This window comes from Streptomyces lothianensis (assembly GCF_047779955.1).
Taxonomy (GTDB): domain Bacteria; phylum Actinomycetota; class Actinomycetes; order Streptomycetales; family Streptomycetaceae; genus Streptomyces.
This window is the reverse complement of the sequence record NZ_JBLMKT010000012.1, coordinates 1-21,317: the sequence shown is the minus strand read 5'-3', so window position 1 is coordinate 21,317 and position 21,317 is coordinate 1. Positions and strand designations below refer to the sequence as shown.

The following is a 21,317-nucleotide window of genomic DNA, read 5'->3' as shown; positions in this document are numbered from 1 at the left end:
TCGTCAGAGCGGTGAACCGGAAAGCAGGGCGGGGCGAAGGCCCCCCCCATTCCCGAAGGGACATCCACATGAACATGATCGCGAACAACTCCGCGGACCTCACCTCCCGGTTCTCCGACCCGCAGCAGCTGGTGCCCGAACTCGGCGACGTCAGCGCCGCCCTGTTCAGGATCCTCGGCACCGGGACCGTCCCGAGGAGCACGGTCGGCCTGGTCCACCTGCGGGCCGGGCAGATCGTCGGCAATACGTATCTGACGGTGCTGCACACCGGGAACCTGCGTCGCGCGAAGGTGTCGGAGGAGAAGATCACGGCCGTGGCCTCCTGGCGGGACGCGCCCTGCTTCAGCGAAGCCGAGCGGGTGGCGCTGGAACTCGTGGAGGCCGTGCTGCTGCCGAGCCCGCACGGGGAGCGCGTCCCCGACGAGCTGTATGCCCGCGCGGCCGAGCACTACGACGCCAAGGAGCTGGCCACGCTCGCGATGCTGATCGGGCAGGTCAACTTCTTCATCCCGCTGGCGCTGATCGGCAAGCCGGTGCCCGGGGTCGCGCCGACGGAGCAGTGGCGCGCGGCGAGCGACGCGTAGGGCCTCTTGTGCGCCGCTGTGCCCCCTGCTCGGCGAACCGGACCGCCGGGCGTGGTCCACCGCCGAGCCGGGGCTCACCGAGGTGTGGTCCACCGCCGAGGCGTGAAACACCGCGGGGACGCCGGGCGGTGCTCAGCGGCCGGAAGACCCCTCGTGCAGTTCGAACCAGATCGACTTGCCCTGGCCGCGCGGGTCCACCCCCCAGGCGTCCGCGAGGAGTTCCATCAGGATCAGGCCGCGGCCCGACGAGGCCATCTCGCCCGGGCTGCGCTTGTGGGGGAGGTCGTCGCTGGAGTCGGCGACCTCGACGCGCAGGCGGCGGCGGCCGGGCTCGCCGCGGGCCTCGGCGACGAGCAGGGCATCGCCGTCGGTGTGCACGAGGACGTTGGTGACCATCTCGGAGACCATCAGGACCGCCGAGTCGATCTGGTCGGAGTTCGTCCAGTCGTCCAGGAGGTGGCGCAGCTGCTGCCGGGCGTCGGCGATGCGCTGCGGCTCGGCCTGGTCGACGGAGAGCAGGATGCGGCGTACGGGCTCGTGCTGCAGGACGCCCGCGGCGCCCTCCGGGGCGGGGCGGGCGAGCAGGACGAGGGCGATGTCGTCCTCGCGGCGGTCGGCGAGGGGGCCCGTGGAGTGGTGCGAGGACGGCCCGTGCACGCCTTGGACCAGCGCGTCCGCCAGCTGTTCGAGGTCCTCGCCGCGGTGCTCCTCCAGGATGGGCTGGAGCCGGGTGAACCCGGTGTGCAGGTCGTGGCCCCCGGTCTCGATGAGGCCGTCGGTGCACAGCATCAGCATCTCGCCGGGTTCGAGGGTGATCGACGTCGTCGGATAGTCGGCGTCCGGGTTGATGCCGAGCGGCAGTCCGCCTGCGGTGGGCCGGATCATGGCCATGCCGTCGCTGGTGCGCACCACCGGGTCGGGGTGGCCCGCGCGGGCGATCTCCAGCTGTCCGGTCGCAGGGTCGGCCTCCACGTACAGGCAGGTGGCGAAGCGCGGGTCGTCGACGGCGTCGGCCGTGGTGTGACCGGTGGAGCCGTACGTGATCGACTCGGTCATGCCGTAGAGGAAGCGGGAGGCGCGGGAGAGCACCGCGTCGGGGCGGTGCCCCTCGGCGGCGTAGGCGCGCAGGGCGATCCGCAGCTGGCCCATCAGGGCCGCCGCGCGTACGTCGTGGCCCTGGACGTCGCCGATGACGAGCGCGATCCGGCCGCTGCCCGAGGGGGTGCCGCCGGGCAGCGGGATCATGTCGTACCAGTCGCCGCCGACCTGCAGACCGCCGCCGGTCGGGATGTAGCGGGCGGCGATGGACAGGCCCGGTATCTCGGGGCCGAGGGTCGGCAGCATGGTGCGCTGCAGGCCCTCGGCGAGGGCCCGTTCGGTCTCGGCGGTGCTCGCGCGCGACAGGGCCTGGGCGAGCATCCGGGCCACGGTCGTCAGGACGGAGCGCTCGTCCGGGGTGAACGCGACGGGGTGCGCGAAGCCCGCCATCCACGCGCCCATCGTGCGGCCCGCGACGGTCAGCGGGAGGAAGGCCCAGGACTGGCGGCCGAAGCGCTGCGCCACCGGCCAGATGGTGGGGTAGCGCGCGCGGTATTCGTCGGGGGAGGAGAGGTAGACCGCCCGGCCGGTGCGGATCACTTCGGAGGCCGGGTAGGGGCTGTCGAGCCGCAGGCTGCGGAAGGGTGCCTCGTCGTGCGGGCGCTGGCCGTGGTGGCCGATGACGGTGAGGTGGTCGCCCTCGATGCCGAAGACCGCGAGGCCGTTCGGCTCGAAGCCCGGCATGGACAGGGCGCCGGCCACGCGCAGCACCTCGGCGGTGGAGCGCGCCTCGGCCAGCGCGCGGCCCGCGTCGAGCAGGAAGGCCTCGCGCGAGCGGCGCCAGTCGCCGGTGACGGGGGCGCGGGCGGAGGCGGCCGGGTGCGGGTCGGTGACCTCCTGGACGGTGCCGATCAGCTCGATGCGGTCGCCGTGGATCAGCGGCTTCGTACGGCAGCGGACGGTACGGACGATCTGGTGGTTCTCGTCCATGACGCGCAGCCGGGCCTCGGCCAGGGTGCCTTCGAGGATGGCCAGGTTGACGACGCCGTTGATCTCGCTCCAGTCCACCGGGTGGAAGCAGGAGCGGACGGCGGCCTCGGTCACGGCGATGACACCCCCGGCCCGGGCTTCCTCCGTCCGGGCTTCCTCCGTACCGGCTTCTCCCGTACCGGCTTCTCCCGTACCGGCCTCTCCCGTACCGGCCTCTCCCGTACCGGCCTCTCCCCCGGCGGGCGCCTCCCTGGTGTCCAGGCCGATCAGGCGGGCCGCCTCGGCGTCCACCGCCGCGGCCCCGGTGCTGCTCTCCCACCACCACATTCCCGTGGCGACGGCACGCAGCACGTCCCCGACCGGGGGCAGGCCGATGGCCGGCTCGTCGTTCGGGTCCGTTCGCATTGCCCCACTTTAAGCGGGTACGGGCGGATAGTGCCCACGGCGGATCCCTTCCCGCACTCCACCGGAGTGGTCCCGCACCCCACCGGAGTGGACCCCGCGACTCCACCGGGGTGGTTCCGCGCGGCGGGTAACCTTGGGCGCGTTGATTCCCGCCTGTCTCGCGACGAACCACGCGAACAAGTCCCGCGGCCGGACCCATGAGGCCCCGCGCCCGCGAAGAACTGGATGAAGAACATGCACCGCTATCGGTCCCATTCCTGCGGACAGCTCCGTTCCACCGACGTCGGCCAGGACGTCCGGCTCAGCGGCTGGCTGCACAACCGGCGCGATCTCGGCGGCATCCTCTTCATCGACCTGCGCGACCACTACGGCATCACGCAGCTCGTCGCCCGCCCCGGCACGGCCGTCTACGAGACCCTCGACAAGCAGACCAAGGAATCGGTCGTACGCATCGACGGCAAGGTCGTCTCCCGCGGCGCCGAGAACGTGAACCCGGAGCTGCCCACCGGCGAGATCGAGGTCGAGGTCGCCGAGGTCGAGGTGCTCGGCGCCTCCCAGCACCTGCCGTTCCAGGTGAACGCGGACGACGGGGTCGGCGAGGAGCGCCGCCTGGAGTACCGCTTCCTGGACCTGCGCCGTGAGCGCATGCACCGCAACATCATGCTGCGCTCCGCCGTCATCGCCTCGATCCGCGAGAAGATGGTCGCGCTCGGCTTCAACGAGATGGCCACGCCGATCCTGACGGCCACCTCGCCCGAGGGCGCCCGCGACTTCGTCGTGCCCTCGCGCCTGAACCCCGGCAAGTTCTACGCGCTGCCGCAGGCCCCGCAGCAGTTCAAGCAGCTGCTCATGATCTCGGGCTTCGACCGCTACTTCCAGATCGCGCCCTGCTTCCGTGACGAGGACGCTCGCGCGGACCGTTCGCCGGGCGAGTTCTACCAGCTCGACGTCGAGATGAGCTTCGTCGAGCAGGAGGACGTCTTCCAGCCGATCGAGCAGCTGATGACGGAGATCTTCACCGAGTTCGGCGGCGGCCGCGAGGTCACCTCGCCGTTCCCGCGGATCCCGTTCCGCGAGTCGATGCTCAAGTACGGCAACGACAAGCCGGACCTGCGGGCCAAGCTGGAGCTCGTCGACATCACCGACGTCTTCGAGGGCTCCGACTTCAAGGCCTTCGCCGGCAAGCACGTGCGGGCGCTGCCCGTGCCGGACACCGCCGGGCAGACCCGCAAGTTCTTCGACTCGCTCGGCGACTACGCGGTCGAGCAGGGCGCCAAGGGGCTCGCCTGGATCCGGGTCGGCGAGGACGGCTCGTTCCAGGGCCCGATCGCCAAGTTCCTCACCGAGGAGAACAACAAGGTCCTCACCGAGCGCCTCGGTCTCGTCGCCGGGCATGCCGTGTTCTTCGGCGCCGGAGAGTTCGACGAGGTCTCCAAGATCATGGGCGCGGTGCGGGTCGAGGCCGCGAAGCGGGCCGGGCACTTCGAGGAGAACGTCTTCCGGTTCTGCTGGATCGTGGACTTCCCGATGTACGAGAAGGACGAGGACACCGGGAAGATCGACTTCTCGCACAACCCCTTCTCGATGCCCCAGGGCGGCATGGCCGACCTGGAGGAGAAGGACCCGCTGGACATCCTGGCCTGGCAGTACGACATCGTCTGCAACGGCATCGAGCTGTCCTCGGGCGCGATCCGCAACCACGAGCCCGAGGTCATGCTCAAGGCCTTCGAGATCGCCGGGTACGAGCGGGAGACCGTGGAGGCCGAGTTCGCCGGCATGCTGCGGGCGTTCCGTTTCGGCGCGCCCCCGCACGGCGGGATCGCGCCGGGCGTCGACCGCATGGTCATGCTGCTCGCGGACGAGCCGAACATCCGCGAGACGATCGCGTTCCCGCTCAACCAGAACGCGCAGGACCTGATGATGGGCGCGCCCACGGAGCTGGAGGAGTCCCGCCTGCGGGAACTCAACATCTCGCTGCGCAAGCCGGTGGAGAAGTAGGGGGTACGAGGTGGGGGTGCCCTGGTCGTCCGGGGCACCCCCCCACCGGGGTGGGCGCGGTTGTGCGGTGGCACCCACGGGTGGGCGGGCCACCCGGGGCTTCGCCCCTGGACCCCCTTCTGGGGCTGCGCCCCTTGCCCCCGATCGCGCTGAACGCGCTCGTCCTCAAGCGCCGGACGGGCTGGATTGCTGGACCGAGCTCGTTCCGGAGCCCCGGACAGGCTGGATTGCTGGACCGAGCTCGTTCCGGAGCCCCGGACGGGCGGGAGGCTAGCCCCCCGTCGCGGCCGTGTATGCGAACAGCGCGTACACGGTGACCGCGCTGACCGCCGTCACGCCGAGTGCCCACACCATGGCCCGGCGGCCCCTGGACCGTCGCGGCTTCGGGGGCCGCGGGGGCTTCTGAGCCGTCCTGGATCTGCCGGACTTCCCAGGCTTTCCAGGCTTCCCGGACTTCCAGGGCTTCCCGGGCTTCCCGGGCTTCCGGGACCGTCGCGACCGGGAGTCGTCCGGGACGTCGGGCGTAGGTGGCTCCGCCGCCGACGTGAGGTCGGCGAGGAGGCGGCGGCAGGCTGCTGCCAGTTCCGGTGTGCCGGAGGCCAGCGGCAGGACCGTTTCCGTGCGGGCGGGGGCTGTTGTGCCGCCGTCGAGGATCAGGCCCGCGCGGATGCGGACGTCTCCGCGGGTACCCGCGACACCGAGGCTGATCCACCGCTGGACGGAGTCCCCGCGGATGACCATCCCGCCGTCGCGTTCGCGGTAGAGCGTGTGGTGCGGCCAGAGAACTTTGGCAAGTTCCCGGGCCGCCGGATACAACTGCGCGCTCAAGGTCCCCCCTTGTATGACGCACCGACATGCGAGTACGAGCAGAGGTCGGGACTCTAGCAGCGCACATGCGTTCGGCCGCGAGGGATGGTCCTGCGTACGGCGATGGCCCTGGAACCGTGCGGTTCCAGGGCCATCGCCGTACGTGCGCGGGGAGTTACTCCGGATCCCCGCCGAAGCGCTCCGTGTACGCCGCCAGGTCCTCGTCCTGGATCTTCGCGAAGAGGACCGGCGGGACCGTGAACGCCGTGCCCGCGGGCAGCTTGTCCAGGGCGCGGGCCTCGTCCGCGGTGATCCACTTCGCCGTGTCCCCGGGCAGCGCGAACGCCGAGCGCATTGCCGCCGCGGAGGACGGGATGAACGGCTCCGAGACCACCGAGTAGAGGTGGATCAGGTTCATGGCCGTACGCAGGGTGAGGGCCGCGCCCTCGGGGTTGGTCTTGATCTCCAGCCAGGGGGCCTTCTCCTCCAGGTAGGAGTTGCCCGCCGACCACAGCGCGCGCAGCGCCGCCGCGGCCTTGCGGAACTGGAGGGCCTCCATCTGGGTCTCGTACTCGGCGAGCAGCGAGGCGATCTCCTCGCCCAGCTTCGCCTCGGCCTCGCCCGGCGCGCCGCCCTCGGGCACGTCGTCGCCGAAGCGCTTGCGCGAGAAGGACAGGACGCGGTTGACGAAGTTGCCGAGGGTGTCGGCGAGGTCCTTGTTGACGGTGGCCGCGAAGTGCTCCCAGGTGAAGGAGGAGTCGTCCGACTCGGGGGCGTTGGCGATCATGAAGTAGCGCCAGTAGTCGGCCGGGAGGATCTCCAGGGCCTGGCCGGTGAAGACGCCGCGCTTCTGCGAGGTGGAGAACTTGCCCCCGTAGTAGTTCAGCCAGTTGAAGCCCTTGAGCTGGTGCACCATCGTCCACGGCTCGCGGGTGCCCAGCTCGGTCGCCGGGAACATCACCGAGTGGAAGGGGACGTTGTCCTTGCCCATGAACTGGGTGTAGTGGACGTCCTCGGCCCCGTACCACCAGGACTTCCAGTCGCGGGCGCCGCCGCCGTCCTGCTCGGCCCACTCCTTCGTCGCGCCGATGTACTCGATCGGGGCGTCGAACCAGACGTAGAAGACCTTGCCCTCGGCGGCGAGCTCCGGCCAGGTGTCGGCCGGGACGGGCACGCCCCAGTCCAGGTCACGGGTGATGGCGCGGTCGTGCAGGCCCTCGCTCAGCCACTTGCGGGCGATCGACGTGGACAGGTGCGGCCACTGGTCCTCGTGCGCCGCGACCCACTGCTCCACCTCGTGCTGCAGCTTCGACTGGAGCAGGAAGAGGTGCTTGGTCTCGCGGACCTCCAGGTCCGTGGAGCCGGAGATGGCGCTGCGCGGCTCGATCAGGTCCGTCGGGTCCAGGACGCGGGTGCAGTTCTCGCACTGGTCGCCGCGGGCCTTGTCGTAGCCGCAGTGCGGACAGGTGCCCTCGACGTAACGGTCCGGCAGGAACCGGCCGTCGGCGGGCGAGTAGACCTGGCGGATCGCCCGCTCCTCGATGAAGCCGTTCTCGTGGAGCTTGCGCGCGAAGTGCTGTGTGAGCTCCGCGTTCTGCGGCGAGGAACTGCGGCCGAAGTGGTCGAAGGACAGCTCGAAGCCGTCGTAGACCGCCTTCTGGGCGTCGTGCGCGCTCGCGCAGAACTCGGCGACCGGGACACCCTGCTCCTTGGCGGCCAGCTCGGCGGGGGTGCCGTGCTCGTCGGTGGCGCAGATGTAGAGGACGTCGTGGCCGCGCTGGCGCATATAGCGGGCGTAGACGTCCGCCGGGAGCATGGACCCCACCATGTTGCCCAGGTGCTTGATCCCGTTGATGTACGGAAGGGCGCTGGTGATGAGGTGTCGAGCCATTGCGGGCTGCTCCCGGGTCGCTACGTGCGGTGACGAGCGTCTGGATGGCTGCTCGCCGCCTGGAATCCACAAATCGTAGCCGACGGGAAGGGGCCGCCTCCCCGGGGTTTTACCGGTGAGACGGCCCCTCGGGGCGCTGTGCTTTCAGGGGCGCCAGGTGGCGAGGAGGCCCTTGAAGAGTTCGGTGTCCGTGAGCTCGTTCGGGGCCGGGCCCGCGTGGAAGAAGCCGGTGTTGTCGAGGTCGAGCCTGCGCAGGTAGTCGAAGGCCTTCGCCTCCGTCTCGCCGAAGGCGACGAACTGCCAGAAGATGTTGTGCTCGGCGGCGGCCTTCAGGGCCTGCGTGGTGGCGGTCTTCGACTCGGGGGCGCCGTCCGTCTGGAAGATCACCAGGGCGGGGCGGTCGGGGTCGTCGGACTTCTCGTGCAGGGCGATGACCTCGGCGATGGCGCGGTCGTAGTTGGTACGGCCCATGCGGCCCAGGCCCGCGTGCAGCGCGTCGACCCTGCCCTCGTGCTCTTCGAGGGTGAGGGTGCCGGTGCCGTCGAGCTCCGTCGAGAAGAACACGACGTCGACGGCGGGGCCGGTGGGGGTCTCGCCGGTGTGGACGTGGGCGGCGAGGGCGAGGGTCTGGTCGGCGAGGTTCTGGGCGGAGCCGTCCTTGTAGTACGGGCGCATGGAGCCCGACCGGTCGAGCACCAGGTACACGGTGGCCCTGGCCCCCGTGAGCCCCTGCTTCCTGAGCACGGCTCCGGCGGCCTTGTAGGCGGTGGCCAGGCCGGGCGCCTTGCCCTTCACCCTGGCCAGGGTGCTGGCCGGCTTCCCGGCGGCCGCGGGCACCTCGGCGGCGGGCTCGGGGGCCGCCTCGGAGGTGGGCTCGGGGGCCGCCTCGGCGGCGGGGGCCACCTCGGCGGCGGGGGCGGGTTCCTCTGCGAGGGCGGGCTCCTGTACGGGTGCGGGTGCCGTGTCTGCGTGCACCTCCGCGTCCGTCTCCGCGGAATCCGTCGCCTCGCGGGACGCCTGCCCACAGCGGTCGGAGGTGGCGTCCGCCTCGTCCTCCGCGTCGTCCTTCGCTCCCGCCTCCGCCTCCACTTCAGCGGTGGTGGCGGGGCTTGAGTCGGCCTCCGTTTCGGCGGAGGCGTCGACGGTGCCGACACTGGCCGTGGGCTCGCTCGCGGCGGTCGGCTCGGCGGCGGGTGCCGGGTCGACCGGGGTCGCCGGGGACGGGACGGAGCCCAGGGACGGGTTGTCGAAGGCGGCCGAGACCAGGTCGTCGTGGGTCGACGGCTTCGGCTCCTGTGCGGGCGCGGGGACCGAGGCCGAGGACGCGGACTCCGTGGTGGCCTCAGCACCAGGTTCAGTGGCAGGTTCAGCAGCAGGTTCAGCAGCAGGTTCCGGCGCGGGCTCCGGAGCCCGTTCCCTGGAAGGGGACGGGATCGTCGGTTCCGTGGCGGACGGGGCAGACGATTCCTCCGTGGCCGCCGCAGGCACCCTGCCCCGGCCGAACACGTTCCGCAGGCGGTCCAGAATGCCCATGTGCGCAACCCTTCAACGTGAGTTCACCCCGGATGTCCGGGTCATCCTTCACCCCTGGCCAGGGCGGACACGTAAGGTTAGCGGCCGCTCCAGGCGATCTTGGGGAGGGGCGGGGGACCCCGCCCGAGCCTCACTCGCACGCATCGCCCCCAGCTTCACCCGTTCGCAGGTGCCCGCAACTCCCGGCAGGACGAACGCGGTTCACTGACCGTTCACGTCCCCGCCGCCGCCCTGCCCGCAACCCCCCTTAGCGTCGCGGCTGTCAGGGATGCCGACACCACGTCGGCGTCCAGTGAGGCCGATGCCGATGCCGAGTCCGGCGCGGAGGGGAAACGTGCGCAAACTGCTGCCGCTCATCATGAAGGACGGCTCGCACCCGGGTGGACGGTCGGCGATGACCTGCCGTTTCCGCTGCGGTGATGCCTGCTTCCACGAGGTGCCCAACACCAGCGGGAACGAGTACGTCGGCGATGTCATAGCCGGCGCCCTGTCGAGGCGTTCGATGATGCGCGCCGCCGCGGCCGTCACCGTCGCGGGCGCCGCGGGCGCCGCGGTCGTCGGCTCGGCCCCGCAGGCCGCGGCCGCCCCGGCCGCGCACGGCCGAGGCCACGGGCACGGCCACGGCCGGGGTCACGGACACGACCGAGCGGCGCGCGGCCTGCGCTTCGCGCCGGTCGCCCCGAACACCGCCGACCAGGTCACCGTCCCCGAGGGCTACGCCCAGAACGTGGTCGTCAAGTGGGGCGACCCGATCCTGCGCGGCGCCCCGGACTTCGATCCGGAGCACCAGAGCGCTGAGGCGCAGGCCGGCCAGTTCGGCTACAACAACGACTTCCTCGCCCTGCTCCCGTACGGTCACGGCCGCCAGATCCTCGTCGCGAACCACGAGTACACCGACGAAGAGCTGATGTTCCGTGACTACGACTCCGAGAACCCGACCCGTGAGCAGGCCGAGATCGCCTGGGCGGCGCACGGCCTCGGGGTCGTCGTGGTCGAGGCGGAGCGCAGGTCCGGCAAGCTGACCTACGTACCGCGCCATCACCTGAACCGCCGGATCACCGCGACCACCGAGTTCCGCGTGCAGGGCCCGGCGGCGGGCAGCGACCTCCTGAAGACCTCCGCCGACCCGACCGGCACCAAGGTGCTCGGCACGCTCAACAACTGCGCGGGCGGCGAGACGCCCTGGGGCACGACGCTGCACGGCGAGGAGAACTTCAACCAGTACTTCGCCAACGCCTCCAGCGACACCGACCAGCGCTACGGCCTCCGCTCCGGACCGTCCGGGCGCAAGTGGGAGCGTTTCGACAAGCGCTTCGACCTGGCGCAGGAGCCCAACGAGGCACACCGCTTCGGCTACGTCGTCGAGCTCGACCCGTACGACCCGGACTCGACACCCGTGAAGCACACGGCGATCGGCCGTTTCAAGCACGAGGGCGCGACCGTGCGGCTCACGCGCGACGGCCGCCCGGTGGTCTACAGCGGTGACGACGAGCGCTTCGACTACTTCTACAAGTTCGTCTCCTCGAAGCGGATGCGGCACGGCAAGGGCCGCGCGGACCGCGCGTACAACATGACGCTGCTCGACGAGGGCACGCTCTACGTCGCGAAGCTCACCGGCGACTCGCCCGCGTTCGAGATCGACGGCACCGGGAAGCTGCCGAGCGACGGCGAGTTCGACGGCAGCGGCGAGTGGATCCCGCTGGCGACCGCCACCGCGGACGGCGCCGTCTCGCATGTCGAGGGCATGAGCGCCGAGGAAGTCTTCGTGTTCACGCGGCTCGCGGGCGACAAGGTCGGCGCGACGAAGATGGACCGCCCCGAGGACGTGCAGCCCTCGCCGCGCACCGGCAAGGTCTACATCGCGCTCACCAACAACAAGAACCGCGGCAAGGACGGCTACCCGGGCGCGGACGAGGCCAACCCGCGCAACCTCAACAAGCACGGCCAGATCCTGGAGCTGACCGAGCGCTGGAACGACCCGCGGCAGACGAAGTTCGCCTGGTCGCTCTTCCTGGTCGCCGGTGATCCGGAGGACCCGGCGACGTACTTCGCGGGCTTCCCGAAGGACCGGGTCTCGCCGATCTCCTGCCCGGACAACGTGGCCTTCGATGCCCACGGCAACCTGTGGATCTCCACCGACGGCAACAGGCTCGGCTCCCACGACGGCCTCTTCGGCGTCGCGACGCGCGGCAAGCGGCGCGGTGAGCTCAAGCAGTTTCTGACGGTGCCGAAGGGCGCGGAGACCTGCGGCCCGATCATCCAGGACCGCCGCGTCCTGGTCGCGGTGCAGCACCCGGGCGAGTTGGACGGCGCGAGCGTCGAGAACCCGCTGTCGTCCTGGCCGGACGGTCCGGGCACGTACGTCCGCCCGTCGGTGGTGGCGGTGTGGCGCGAGGACGGCCGCGACATCGGCGTCTGAGAGCGGGTTTGCGACACGCTCTGAGGGCCTGGGGGGCCGCCGCGGGCAGGGGGCGCGGCGGCCCGTTCGCCCGTATACGGGTGCGACTACGGGTGCGACGTGGGCCGCGCGGGGTGATCCTGGCAGGACAGATGTCCGAAATGCGGCGTGAGCCCGCCCGTGCGAGGAGACCGTCATGACCCAGCCGACCGACCCGAGCGCCCCTCGCTCCGGCGACACCCACCCCGGCTGGGCGGCCGCCTCCGGCGGTCCCGCGCATCCGCCCACGGGATCCGGCGACGGCGGAGGGGCCTGGGCGGAGGGCGGCACGCTGTTCGCCGGGGTCCTGATGGGCGTCGGCGGCATCATCGGCGCGCTGCAGGGCATCGCGGCCATCGCCGAGGACGACGTCTACACCCGCATCGGCGACTACGTCTTCTCCTTCGATCTCACCACCTGGGGCTGGATCCACCTCCTGCTCGGCATCGTCGTCGCGGTCGTCGGCTTCGGGATCCTGAAGGGCCAGGACTGGGCGCGGGGTGCGGGCATCGGCCTCGCGGCGCTGTACGTCGTCGAGTACTTCCTCTTCCTGCCGTACGCACCCGTCTGGTCCGTGATCGCCGTCGCGCTCGGGGTGTTCGTGATCTGGGCGCTGGCGACGGACGGGTAGGCCCCGCGCCCTCGCGGCTTCCCGGGCGCTCCTAGGGCCTGTCGTCACGCTCCAGCAGGCTCTTGAGCATCTGCTCGTCCCTCGGGAACTCCTTGCGGGCGCGCGGGCGGACGGCCAGCGGGATGAGCGCCTTGCCCAGGCCGTGTCCCTCGTAGTCGATGTCGATGGTCAGGCGGCAGCGGCTGCCGCCGTCGAGCGGTTCGACCGTGCCGTGGATGTCGGGCCGGACGGGGCCTTCGATGCCGTGGTAGTGCCAGCTGCGCGGCGGGTCGAACTCGGTGACCTCCAGGGTCGTGGTGAACTCGCGGCCCATGCGCCGGGTCACCTCGATCTTCGAGCCGACGCCCAGCGGCTGCTCGCCGATCACGTGCGCGGCCACCGCGCTCTCCTGCCACTCCGTCAGGTGGGACGGGTCGCAGGTGTACGAGAAGGCCTCTTCGGGGCGGCAGTCGATCTCGACGCTTTCCTTGATGGCGGACATGATGCCCCCTTTGCCGGATTTCCTACGGCAATGATCCCACCTGGCCCACCGGGCCACCAGAGGCGCCAGGAGGCGACAGGAGGCCACGCGCGGCGCCCATAATGGCCCCATGCCCCGCCCGCCCCGATCCGCCGCCCCGGCCTTCACGCCGCCCGAGTGGCTGGTCAGGACCCTGGGCACGCTGAAGCCGAACCCCGCGCCGATCCCGTGGCCGGCCATGCTGCGCGCCGCGCTCGCGATGTCGGTGCCGCTGGCGGCCGGCCTCGCCACCGGCCATGCCGCGTACGGGGCGATCGCCTCCATGGGCGCCCTGTCCGGCGTCATCGGCGACACCGCCGCCGCCTACCGGATGCGGGTCATCAACATCGCCGTCCCGCAGTCCTTCGGCGCGGTGGGCATCATGCTGGGCTCGCTCGTGTACGGGCACGGCTGGGTGGCCGTCGGCGTGCTCACCCTGGTCGCACTGGTCTCCGGGATGATCTCGACGATCGGCGCGGTCGCCTCCGTGTCCGGGCTGCTGCTGCTCCTGAACGCGACCATCGGCGCCGGCCTGCCGATGCCCGGCGCCTGGTGGCTCGCGCCGGTCCTGATGACCGGCGGCGGGCTGCTCGTCCTCCTTCTCGCGCTGCTCGCCTGGCCGCTGCGGCAGGGGCGGGCCGAGCGGACCGAGGTGGCCGGGGCGTACCGCAGGGTCGCCGCGCTGCTGGAGGCGGCGGGCGGCGATCAGGCCGCGTACGGGAAGGCCCGCCAGGACGTCACACAGGCGCTGAACCAGAGCTACGACCTGGTGCTCGCCCGCCGCGCCCTCGACCACGGCCGCAGCCGGGACCTCGTACGCCTGGTCACCCAGCTCAACGCGCTGACCCTGATCCTGGAGGCCGCCCCCGCCGCCCACCTGAGCGGCAGTCCGCTGCCGCCCGAGGTGCCCGCCGCCGTGCGCCGCCTCGCGGACGGCGTGCAGCGCGGCGATCCGCAGCGGGTGGAACTCGGGCTGCCGCCCGCCGAATCCACCGCGGGCCGCGCCGTCGAACACGCCGTGCAGCACGCCGGTGAGGTGCTCGCCGGCGACGATCCGGACAACGTCGACGACCGCCTCGGCACCCCGGCCGCCCTCACCCAGCGCGTCCGCCGCGCCGCGCGCAGCATGCTGATCTCCGGCGACTCCTGGCGCTACGGGCTGCGCCTCGCGCTCTGCATCGGCATCGCGCAGGCGCTGGTCTCGCTGGTCGAGGTGGAGCGCTCGTACTGGGTGGCGCTCACCGTCACCTTCGTCATGAAGCCCGACTTCGGCTCGGTCTTCTCGCGCGCCGTGCTGCGCGCCGTCGGTACCGCGGCCGGGCTCATCATCGCCGCCGCGGTCCTCGCCGAGGTACCGCGCGGCTGGTGGGACGTCCCGGTCCTGTTCGTCCTCGCGCCCCTCATCCCGGCGCTGACCCCGCGCGGCTACGGCTACCAGACCGCCGCGATCACCCCGGTGATCCTGCTGCTCTCCGACACCCTCAACCAGCAGGGCTTCGCCCTCGTCCTGCCCCGCCTCTACGACAGCCTCATCGGCTGCGGGATCGCCCTGGCCGTGGGCTATCTGCTGTGGCCCGAGAGCTGGTCCACCCGCGTCGGCGACCGCCTCGCGGACGCCGTCGCCGACACTGCCCGCTATGTCGAGACGGCCTTCCTCGACCCGGCCACGCCGGGCGTCCCCGACCCCGCGGCCCGCGCGCGGATGCGGCGCCGGCTCTTCCGCGACCTGTCGACCGTACGCTCCGAATTCCAGCGCGCCCTGACGGAACCGCCGCCCACCGGGCCCCGGGCCGCCGCGTGGTGGCCGCTGGTCGTCGCCGTGGAACGCGTCGTCGACGCGACGACGGCGGCCCGCGTCCGGATCCGCCACGGCGCCCCGCGCCCCGAGCCCGCCGAATCCGCGGAACTCTGCCGCCACCTGGAGGAACTGGCCGAGGGCCTGCGCGACACCGACACCCTGGAGTCGGTCTGCGTCCCCCTCCCGGAGGGCGACGACACCAGCGTCCTGTCCCCGCTCCGCCGCGAGATCCAGTCGGCCCGCGCCATCGCCTCGCCGACGGCGACGAGGAAGGAAACGTAGGGGGTGTCCGGCGGGCGATCGCACAGAACGCCCGCGTCCGGCGGTCACATACGACGCCACGTGCGCCACCGCATCCAGCCGGTCACTTACGACGGCACCGCATCCAGCCGGTCACTTACGACGCCACCGCACCCAGCCGGTCATGTCCGGCGCCACCGCACCCAGCCGGTCATGTCCGGCGCCGGACCGACGGCAGGCGGCGGGGCAGCGGGACGCGGCGGGTCAGGTAGACCGTCAGGGCCACCATGAGACCCACCGCCACAATGATCCACACCGCCGTGCGCAGGCTCGACGTCAGCGCGTCGAAGACCGCGCCCGCCGCGCCCCTGGAGACGTCCGGCGGGAGGTCCGAGAGGCTCAGGCGGCGCGATACCCACAGCCCCACGCCGAGCAGCGCCGAGGCCAGCGCCACTCCGAGCGCCGTGGCGATCACGGCGCGGCGTCGGCGCAGCGCGAGCGCGATGCCCGCGACCGCGCACAGCACCGCGGCGACGGGCAGCCAGATCCCTGCGATCTGGAGCATGTGCATTTCCTTCCGCAGACTCACCGAGGCGCGACCACACCCCGGGTCCTGTGCACGCCTTCCACGCTCGGCGACGGGGGCGCGGGGCGCCAGCGGAGGCGGTACGGGCGGGTGGCGGGGCCGGGGGCTGCCAGGTTCTGTCAGGTTCTGTCAGGAGTTGCCAGAGCCCGGTACCCGGTGGTGCTCTGGAAGAGGGGCTCCCAGAGAGGACGAGCTCATGGCACATGCGGCACCCCGGCCCACCGGGTTCAGAACCAGCGCTTTCGGCGGCAGGGCCGCGCTGCTCACCCCGGTCCTCGCCCTCGTCTACGGCTACTGGGCCGCGGCGAACCACCGTTCCGGCGGCCCGATCACCGCCGGTGACGTCTGGCTCGGCATCATCTCCACGATCGCCTTCGCCGTGGTCTACCTGGGCCTGCTGAAGCTGGCCCCGCGCCTCAAGCGCGAACTGCGAGCCATCGCCTGGGCCTCCTTCGTGGGCATCGCCTTCGGCTGGCTCTACAGCCTCACCGACGCCTCCGTACTGCGCAGCATCATCATGTCGGTCAGCGTCGCGACGGTCCTCGGCGCAGCAGTCTTCTACCGCTTCTACACGACGGAGGACGGCGAGGGCCACCGGACCCACCCCGGTTCCGGGACGACCCACCCCGGCTCCGGGACCGCGTCCCCGGCGAGCTGAGCAGCAGGTGCCGCTGCGCCCTCCCCCAGGTGGGCGCAGCGGCACCCCGGGTGGGCACGGCGGCACCCCGCCGGACGGCGATCCTTCAGTCGTGACCGAACGCCCACCACACCCCGGCGGACCACCACCACCCGCCGTCCCGGCACGCGTCGCACTCGTCATTCACCCGGCACGGGTTGTCATGCCCGTGCCGGTGGTCATCGCGGTGGTGACCCCCACCCGAAGGCCGCCAGTCCCCGCAGTCGGGAACACCCCGGCTCGTCGACAGATACGCCCCGCTCGCCCAGCCCCGGGACTCCGTCAGCCAGAACCACGACGCGTTGCCGTTGATGTTCTCCCCGTAGACCGCACACTTGATCCGCTCACGCTCCCCGTAGGACAGCTGTCCCACGACGGCGGACCAGGTATGGGGCTCGGCCCGCAGATTGAGTGTGCCGGCCACCGCCGTACCCCAGATCGGCCCGTTCTCCCAGAGGGGCACCGCACCCGGTGGCGCACCGGCCGCGGAGGTCGTCGCGGGCACCGAGGCGGCCTGGGACGGCCCGGCAGCCGAGACGGTCAGGGCAGCGGCCGCGACACACGAGGCGGCCAGAGTTCGCAGAACCGGGGACGTACGCATGATCGCCCTCCTTCGCCCCCTCGGGAAACCCCCCGCTGGAGCCCCTCCCGAACCCCTCCCGAACCGCTCCGCAAACTCCTTCCGGAACCCTCTGCGCAAACTCCCTCCGGAAACTCCCTCCGGAATCCTCTGCGGAACCCCTCCAGAACCCCTCCGGAACCCCCTCCTCCAGGAAACACCCGCACCCGAGGTCTCTCCACCGGAGCCCCTGGTCACGGGCTTCCCGGGCCCGCGTCGCCCTGAAAACCACAGTCCGCGTCCGAACGTATGCGCTACGTTTTCATCACCTCGTACGCGATGAGTTCCAGCCCCCGCCCCGGTCTGCATCTCATCGGACCGGGCCTCGCCCGCTCCCCGACCGAACCCCGGAAGGACCGGAAGATGAGCAAGCAGACCCCCGCATCGCCGCCCTCCTCGGGCCTGGCGATCGAGACCGCCGCGCTCGTGAAGACCTTCGGCGAGAACCGCGCGGTCGACGGCATCGACCTCGCCGTCCCGGCCGGCACCGTCTACGGTGTCCTCGGCCCGAACGGCGCGGGCAAGACCACCGCCGTCAAGATGCTCGCCACCCTTCTGCGCCCGGACGGCGGCGAGGCCCACGTCTTCGGCCACGATGTCGTACGGGAGGCGGATGCCGTACGCAGCAGGGTCAGCCTGACCGGCCAGTACGCCTCGGTCGACGAGGACCTGACCGGCACCGAGAACCTGGTGCTCCTGGCCCGCCTCCTCGGCCACTCCAAGAAGGCCTCGTATGAACGCAGCGCCCAGCTCCTGGAGGCCTTCGGCCTCACCGAGGCGGCCGGGCGGCAGGTCAAGAACTACTCGGGCGGTATGCGCCGCCGTATCGACATCGCCGCGTCCATCCTCAACACCCCCGACCTGCTCTTCCTCGACGAGCCGACCACGGGCCTCGACCCGCGCAGCCGCAACCAGGTCTGGGACATCGTCCGCGCGGTCGTCGCCCAGGGCACGACGGTGCTGCTGACCACGCAGTACCTGGACGAGGCCGACCAACTGGCCGCCCGCATCGCCGTGATCGACAAGGGGAAGGTGATCGCGGAGGGCACGAAGGGCGAGTTGAAGGCTTCGGTGGGCGCGGGGGCCGTGCACGTACGGTTGCGCGATCCGCACCAGCGGCCCGAGGCCGAGCGGCTTCTGGAGCTGACCCTTGACGCGGCCGTCACCCTGGAGCCCGACCCGGTGGCGCTGACCGCCCGCGTGGGCGGGGCGGGCAACGGGGAGGCGGCTGCCGAGCAGGCCTCGCGCGCGCTCGCCGAACTCGCCCACGCCGGCATCACCGTGGACAACTTCTCCCTCGGCCAGCCCAGCCTCGACGAGGTCTTCCTGGCCCTCACCGACCACAAGCCCGGCGCGCCCGCCGGCACCCCCGCCGACTCAGACTCCGCGTCCGCGCTCGCCGAGGAGGCAGCAGCATGAGCACCGCGACCACCACCGAAGCGGCCGAACTCGCCCCGGTCTCCACCGAATCCCTCGCCGAACTGCTCATCGCCACGGAGCGGCCGCCGCGGCCCGGTCCGTGGTCGACCTCCCTGGCCTTCGGCTGGCGCGCGGTCCTGAAGATCAAGCATGTGCCCGAGCAGCTCTTCGACGTGACCGCGTTCCCGATCATGATGGTCGTGATGTACACGTACCTCTTCGGCGGAGCGCTCGCGGGCTCGCCGAGCGCGTACATCCAGCAACTGCTGCCCGGCATCATGGTGATGAGCGTCGTGATGATCACGATGTACACGGGTGTCGCGGTCAACACGGACATCGAGAAGGGTGTCTTCGACCGCTTCCGCACCCTGCCGATCTGGCGCCCGGCGCCGATGGTCGGCTACCTCCTGGGCGACGCCCTGCGCTACGCGATCGCGTCCCTGGTGATGCTGAGCGTCGGCCTGATCATGGGCTTCCGCCCGGACGGCGGGGCGACCGGTGTGCTCGCCGGCATCGCCCTCCTGATCGTCTTCTCCTTCGCGTTCTCCTGGATCTGGACGATGTTCGGCCTGCTTCTGCGCAGCGAGAAGTCGGTGATGGGCGTCAGCATGATGGTGCTGTTCCCGCTGACCTTCCTCAGCAACATCTTCGTCGACCCGGTCACGATGCCCGGCTGGCTCCAGGCCTTCGTCAACAACAGCCCCATCACCCACCTCGCCTCCGCCGTACGCGGACTGATGGCGGGCGACTGGCCCGCGACGGAGATCGCCTGGTCCCTCGGCTGGGCAGGCCTGCTCCTCGCGGTCTTCGGCCCGATCACGATGCGGCTCTACGCGAGGAAGTAGTTCAGCCCCGAAGCGCCCCGCCCGCGGCGGCACGGACGAACCGCGCGAACGCCTCGGGGGAGACGGTGAACACGGGGCCGTGGGGGCGCTTGCTGTCACGCAAGGCGATGTGGGGGGTGAGGTCGGCTACCTCGACGCAGTCGCCACCGCCGGAGCCGCTGTATGACGACTTACGCCACGTTGCGGTACCGAGGGGGGCGCATTCGATGCACTCACCGCCGCTGGAGCCGCTGTACGACGACTTACGCCACCGTGCGCTTGCCAGATTCTGCGTGGTCCCCATAGCGCTCCTCCAGTACGCGAGCAATGAGCGCGGCTGAGTCCGTCACTGACAGGGCGGCGCTCTGGAGGCGAGCGTAACCGACCGAACGCTCCCTGATCACCTGTGGGTTGGCGGTCATGTGACCGTAGTCGTAGCTCTCGGCGTAGAACAGATCGGGATCTTTCTCGAAGCGAAGGAGGTTGAACGAACCCCGCGTGCCGCTGTGTTGGCCTGCGGAGAAGGGGAGCACCTGGATCTCCACCCACGGCTGGTCCTGACATTCCAACAAGCGGCGCAGTTGGCCCCGCATGGTGTCGGGACTTCCGACTTCCCGGACGAGAACCGCCTCGTCCAATACGACCCAGACTGCGGGTGGTGCCTCCCTGGCCAGGACTCGCTGGCGTTCCATCCGCGCGGCGACCAAGTCGTTCAGGTTGGCGGGATGGTCAACGCCGAGGACCGCCCTCGCGTACTCCTCCGTCTGCAACAGGCCGTACACCACCTGGGCCTGATACGTGGAAATGAAGCTCGCCTTCGCCTCCATCTCCGCATACGCGCGGAACCAGGTCGGCAACTGGCTGCGCAGCACCAGCCCCACCAGCCGCGTGAAGAACCCGTCCGTGCCGAGCGCCGCGTCCAGCCGCTCCGAGAAGTCCCGCGTCGGCACCTTCCGCGCCGTCTCGATCTGCCCGACCAGGGAGGCTGTGCAGAAGATGATCTCGCCGAGCTGGACCTGCTTGAGACCGGCGGCCTCCCGCAGGCGGCGCAGCTCGGAGCCGTAGTAGTCCAGCGGCGATGCGCTGGGATCGAGGTCGCTGATGTGGACCATGGAACGGTCACCCCCGGGCCGAACGGTTCACGACGTCAACTCAAGCCGTAGCCCAGCGTAATCGCCCTGCTGCAGTCCGGGGTCGCGATTGCTCAAACCCGTCGTCTCGTACATCAATCTGGTACATGGCCTACTCTTGGTACATGTCCATGAAGCGAACGAACGTCTACGCCGATCCGGAAGACCTGGCGATCATCAAGGAAGCAGCCAAGCGCCGCGGGATCAGTGAGGCCGAGATAATCCGCCAGGGCATCCATCTGGCCGCCATGGCGAACCGGGTGTGGGACGAGCCGCTCTTCTCGCGCACGTTCGAGGGACCGGGACGCACACTCGCGAAGAGTGAGGTACGGGACGCCGTCGCCGACGCCGTGCAGCGGGAGACGGACGGCGGAACCGCCGCGTGATCATCGTCATCGCGGATACCTCGGGTCTGCTGGCGGCCTTGGACTCCACGCACCCCGAGCACGAGGCGGCGGGCGAGGCGATCCTCGCCGCGGGGCTGCTCGTGATGTCTCCGCTGCTGCTCGCGGAGCTCGACCATGTCGCCACCCGTGAACTGGGCAGGGAAGCAGCCCTCAGCGCGATCGACGACATCCGTGGCTGGATGCGTCGGGGCAGAATCATCGCGCCGGAGGTCACGGAGGAGCACCTCGGCGCGGCTCAGTCCGTACGCGTCCGCTACCGGGACCTGGATCTGGACCTCGCCGATGCGGTGAACATGGCGCTCGCAGCCGACTACGACACCGACGCGATCCTCACTCTGGACCGCCGCGACTTCCGGGCGGTCCGGCCCCTCAGCCGTCACAAGTCGTTCCGGGTACTGCCCGACGATCTTCCGCTGTGAAGGGTCCGGCGGAGCTGCGGGCCTGTGCCATCCGCCACCCGCCACCGGGCACGCCGTACGCGGTGCGTCGGACACGCCGTACGCGGTGCGTCGATGTCCCGCAGCACGGTCCGCGTCGACACCTCCAGCTCGCGGGCGAGCGTGGCCGCGGAGAGGCGGGCGTGCACGCGGGCGAGGCGGGACCGTACGGCGGCGGCACAAGGGTGGATCGTACGGTCTGGTTCTGATCTCGCCGCCGCCGTCGCCTTCGTCGGCACCGCCGCCCTGCCCGCCGCGCCCGTGGCGGCCTCGCACCGGACGACCTTGAGCGCGCCGAAAATCCGGAAGCCGATGAGTTCCTAACTGACGTCAAGTAGTTCGTGGTGTTCTTGAGGGTCGGTTCGTAG

The 21,317-nt window shown here is 71.0% G+C and carries 19 protein-coding genes and 1 pseudogene; 10 read left to right on the top strand and 10 right to left on the bottom strand.

Annotation, left to right across the window (positions count from 1 at the left end):
* Positions 1-68 precede the first annotated feature (68 nt).
* On the top strand, positions 69-584 hold the full coding sequence (locus ACLF6P_RS01435; protein WP_415947427.1) for a carboxymuconolactone decarboxylase family protein: 516 nt from the start codon (positions 69-71) through the stop codon (positions 582-584).
* A 132-nt stretch (positions 585-716) separates the two neighbouring features.
* On the opposite strand, the gene ACLF6P_RS01430 is transcribed toward ACLF6P_RS01435, so the two are convergent.
* Positions 717-3,017 (bottom strand): SpoIIE family protein phosphatase, encoded by a 2,301-nt coding sequence (locus ACLF6P_RS01430; RefSeq protein ID WP_415947426.1) that lies wholly within the window; start codon positions 3,015-3,017, stop codon positions 717-719.
* Positions 3,018-3,251: 234 nt separating this feature from the next.
* On the opposite strand from ACLF6P_RS01430, the gene aspS reads away from it, so the two are divergent.
* Positions 3,252-5,015: an aspartate--tRNA ligase gene (gene aspS, locus ACLF6P_RS01425; protein WP_415947458.1), complete on the top strand. Its 1,764-nt coding sequence runs from the start codon at positions 3,252-3,254 to the stop codon at positions 5,013-5,015.
* A gap of 270 nt (positions 5,016-5,285) precedes the next feature.
* Here the strand turns inward: aspS and ACLF6P_RS01420 are convergent, their stop codons facing one another.
* From ACLF6P_RS01420 to ACLF6P_RS01410, 3 genes are all read right to left on the bottom strand, one after another.
* Positions 5,286-5,843 carry a hypothetical protein gene (locus ACLF6P_RS01420; protein ID WP_415947425.1) on the bottom strand — a complete coding sequence of 186 codons (558 nt, stop codon included), beginning with the start codon at positions 5,841-5,843 and terminating at the stop codon, positions 5,286-5,288.
* Positions 5,844-5,997: 154 nt separating this feature from the next.
* Positions 5,998-7,713 (bottom strand): methionine--tRNA ligase, encoded by a 1,716-nt coding sequence (metG, locus tag ACLF6P_RS01415; protein WP_415947424.1) that lies wholly within the window; start codon positions 7,711-7,713, stop codon positions 5,998-6,000.
* A 144-nt stretch (positions 7,714-7,857) separates the two neighbouring features.
* Entirely contained in the window at positions 7,858-9,246 is a 1,389-nt protein-coding gene (locus tag ACLF6P_RS01410; protein WP_415947423.1) for a VWA domain-containing protein, read from the bottom strand.
* A gap of 334 nt (positions 9,247-9,580) precedes the next feature.
* Between ACLF6P_RS01410 and ACLF6P_RS01405 the strand changes: the two genes are divergently transcribed.
* The gene (locus ACLF6P_RS01405) at positions 9,581-11,665 is read left to right on the top strand and encodes a PhoX family protein (RefSeq protein ID WP_415947422.1); all 2,085 of its coding nucleotides are present in this window, start codon (positions 9,581-9,583) and stop codon (positions 11,663-11,665) included.
* 175 nt (positions 11,666-11,840) lie between these two features.
* The gene (locus ACLF6P_RS01400; protein ID WP_415947421.1) at positions 11,841-12,314 is read left to right on the top strand and encodes a DUF7144 family membrane protein; all 474 of its coding nucleotides are present in this window, start codon (positions 11,841-11,843) and stop codon (positions 12,312-12,314) included.
* 31 nt (positions 12,315-12,345) lie between these two features.
* On the opposite strand, the gene ACLF6P_RS01395 is transcribed toward ACLF6P_RS01400, so the two are convergent.
* Entirely contained in the window at positions 12,346-12,795 is a 450-nt protein-coding gene (locus ACLF6P_RS01395; protein ID WP_415947420.1) for an SRPBCC family protein, read from the bottom strand.
* A 109-nt stretch (positions 12,796-12,904) separates the two neighbouring features.
* Between ACLF6P_RS01395 and ACLF6P_RS01390 the strand changes: the two genes are divergently transcribed.
* Positions 12,905-14,893: an FUSC family protein gene (locus ACLF6P_RS01390; protein WP_415947419.1), complete on the top strand. Its 1,989-nt coding sequence runs from the start codon at positions 12,905-12,907 to the stop codon at positions 14,891-14,893.
* 169 nt (positions 14,894-15,062) lie between these two features.
* Here the strand turns inward: ACLF6P_RS01390 and ACLF6P_RS01385 are convergent, their stop codons facing one another.
* Positions 15,063-15,416: a hypothetical protein gene (locus ACLF6P_RS01385; RefSeq protein ID WP_415947418.1), complete on the bottom strand. Its 354-nt coding sequence runs from the start codon at positions 15,414-15,416 to the stop codon at positions 15,063-15,065.
* Between the two features lie 217 nt (positions 15,417-15,633).
* Between ACLF6P_RS01385 and ACLF6P_RS01380 the strand changes: the two genes are divergently transcribed.
* Positions 15,634-16,095: a hypothetical protein gene (locus tag ACLF6P_RS01380; RefSeq protein ID WP_415947417.1), complete on the top strand. Its 462-nt coding sequence runs from the start codon at positions 15,634-15,636 to the stop codon at positions 16,093-16,095.
* A gap of 85 nt (positions 16,096-16,180) precedes the next feature.
* Here the strand turns inward: ACLF6P_RS01380 and ACLF6P_RS01375 are convergent, their stop codons facing one another.
* Positions 16,181-16,714: an SH3 domain-containing protein gene (locus ACLF6P_RS01375; RefSeq protein WP_415947416.1), complete on the bottom strand. Its 534-nt coding sequence runs from the start codon at positions 16,712-16,714 to the stop codon at positions 16,181-16,183.
* A 381-nt stretch (positions 16,715-17,095) separates the two neighbouring features.
* On the opposite strand from ACLF6P_RS01375, the gene ACLF6P_RS01370 reads away from it, so the two are divergent.
* Entirely contained in the window at positions 17,096-18,151 is a 1,056-nt protein-coding gene (locus ACLF6P_RS01370) for an ATP-binding cassette domain-containing protein (RefSeq protein ID WP_415947415.1), read from the top strand.
* Positions 18,148-18,996 carry an ABC transporter permease gene (locus tag ACLF6P_RS01365; protein WP_415947414.1) on the top strand — a complete coding sequence of 283 codons (849 nt, stop codon included), beginning with the start codon at positions 18,148-18,150 and terminating at the stop codon, positions 18,994-18,996. Before ACLF6P_RS01370 ends, ACLF6P_RS01365 begins: the two co-directional genes overlap by 4 nt.
* A 1-nt stretch (position 18,997) precedes the next feature.
* On the opposite strand, the gene ACLF6P_RS01360 is transcribed toward ACLF6P_RS01365, so the two are convergent.
* Positions 18,998-19,279 carry a DUF397 domain-containing protein gene (locus tag ACLF6P_RS01360; RefSeq protein WP_415947413.1) on the bottom strand — a complete coding sequence of 94 codons (282 nt, stop codon included), beginning with the start codon at positions 19,277-19,279 and terminating at the stop codon, positions 18,998-19,000.
* Positions 19,239-20,087: a helix-turn-helix domain-containing protein gene (locus ACLF6P_RS01355; protein WP_415947412.1), complete on the bottom strand. Its 849-nt coding sequence runs from the start codon at positions 20,085-20,087 to the stop codon at positions 19,239-19,241. The genes ACLF6P_RS01360 and ACLF6P_RS01355 overlap by 41 nt, the downstream gene beginning before the upstream one ends.
* Before the next feature lie 143 nt (positions 20,088-20,230).
* Between ACLF6P_RS01355 and ACLF6P_RS01350 the strand changes: the two genes are divergently transcribed.
* Together ACLF6P_RS01350 and ACLF6P_RS01345 are read left to right on the top strand one after the other, a co-directional pair.
* A complete protein-coding gene (locus ACLF6P_RS01350; RefSeq protein ID WP_415947411.1) occupies positions 20,231-20,491 on the top strand; it encodes a ribbon-helix-helix domain-containing protein in 261 nt (86 codons plus the stop codon).
* Positions 20,488-20,931 (top strand): PIN domain-containing protein, encoded by a 444-nt coding sequence (locus ACLF6P_RS01345; protein WP_415947410.1) that lies wholly within the window; start codon positions 20,488-20,490, stop codon positions 20,929-20,931. The genes ACLF6P_RS01350 and ACLF6P_RS01345 overlap by 4 nt, the downstream gene beginning before the upstream one ends.
* 74 nt (positions 20,932-21,005) lie before the next feature.
* On the opposite strand, the pseudogene ACLF6P_RS01340 reads toward ACLF6P_RS01345, so the two are convergent.
* A pseudogene (locus ACLF6P_RS01340) lies at positions 21,006-21,140 on the bottom strand (HTH domain-containing protein); the annotation flags it as partial.
* Positions 21,141-21,317: the final 177 nt, after the last annotated feature.

Bases quoted from the DNA above. Each gene is read 5' to 3' on its own strand.
- ACLF6P_RS01435 (WP_415947427.1), top strand. From the start codon at position 69: ATGAACATGATCGCGAACAACTCCGCGGACCTCACCTCCCGGTTCTCC.
- ACLF6P_RS01430 (WP_415947426.1), bottom strand. From the start codon at position 3,017: ATGCGAACGGACCCGAACGACGAGCCGGCCATCGGCCTGCCCCCGGTC.
- aspS (WP_415947458.1), top strand. From the start codon at position 3,252: ATGCACCGCTATCGGTCCCATTCCTGCGGACAGCTCCGTTCCACCGAC.
- metG (WP_415947424.1), bottom strand. From the start codon at position 7,713: ATGGCTCGACACCTCATCACCAGCGCCCTTCCGTACATCAACGGGATC.
- ACLF6P_RS01410 (WP_415947423.1), bottom strand. From the start codon at position 9,246: ATGGGCATTCTGGACCGCCTGCGGAACGTGTTCGGCCGGGGCAGGGTG.
- ACLF6P_RS01400 (WP_415947421.1), top strand. From the start codon at position 11,841: ATGACCCAGCCGACCGACCCGAGCGCCCCTCGCTCCGGCGACACCCAC.
- ACLF6P_RS01395 (WP_415947420.1), bottom strand. From the start codon at position 12,795: ATGTCCGCCATCAAGGAAAGCGTCGAGATCGACTGCCGCCCCGAAGAG.
- ACLF6P_RS01390 (WP_415947419.1), top strand. From the start codon at position 12,905: ATGCCCCGCCCGCCCCGATCCGCCGCCCCGGCCTTCACGCCGCCCGAG.
- ACLF6P_RS01385 (WP_415947418.1), bottom strand. From the start codon at position 15,416: ATGCTCCAGATCGCAGGGATCTGGCTGCCCGTCGCCGCGGTGCTGTGC.
- ACLF6P_RS01380 (WP_415947417.1), top strand. From the start codon at position 15,634: ATGGCACATGCGGCACCCCGGCCCACCGGGTTCAGAACCAGCGCTTTC.
- ACLF6P_RS01375 (WP_415947416.1), bottom strand. From the start codon at position 16,714: ATGCGTACGTCCCCGGTTCTGCGAACTCTGGCCGCCTCGTGTGTCGCG.
- ACLF6P_RS01370 (WP_415947415.1), top strand. From the start codon at position 17,096: ATGAGCAAGCAGACCCCCGCATCGCCGCCCTCCTCGGGCCTGGCGATC.
- ACLF6P_RS01365 (WP_415947414.1), top strand. From the start codon at position 18,148: ATGAGCACCGCGACCACCACCGAAGCGGCCGAACTCGCCCCGGTCTCC.
- ACLF6P_RS01360 (WP_415947413.1), bottom strand. From the start codon at position 19,279: ATGGGGACCACGCAGAATCTGGCAAGCGCACGGTGGCGTAAGTCGTCG.
- ACLF6P_RS01355 (WP_415947412.1), bottom strand. From the start codon at position 20,087: ATGGTCCACATCAGCGACCTCGATCCCAGCGCATCGCCGCTGGACTAC.
- ACLF6P_RS01350 (WP_415947411.1), top strand. From the start codon at position 20,231: ATGTCCATGAAGCGAACGAACGTCTACGCCGATCCGGAAGACCTGGCG.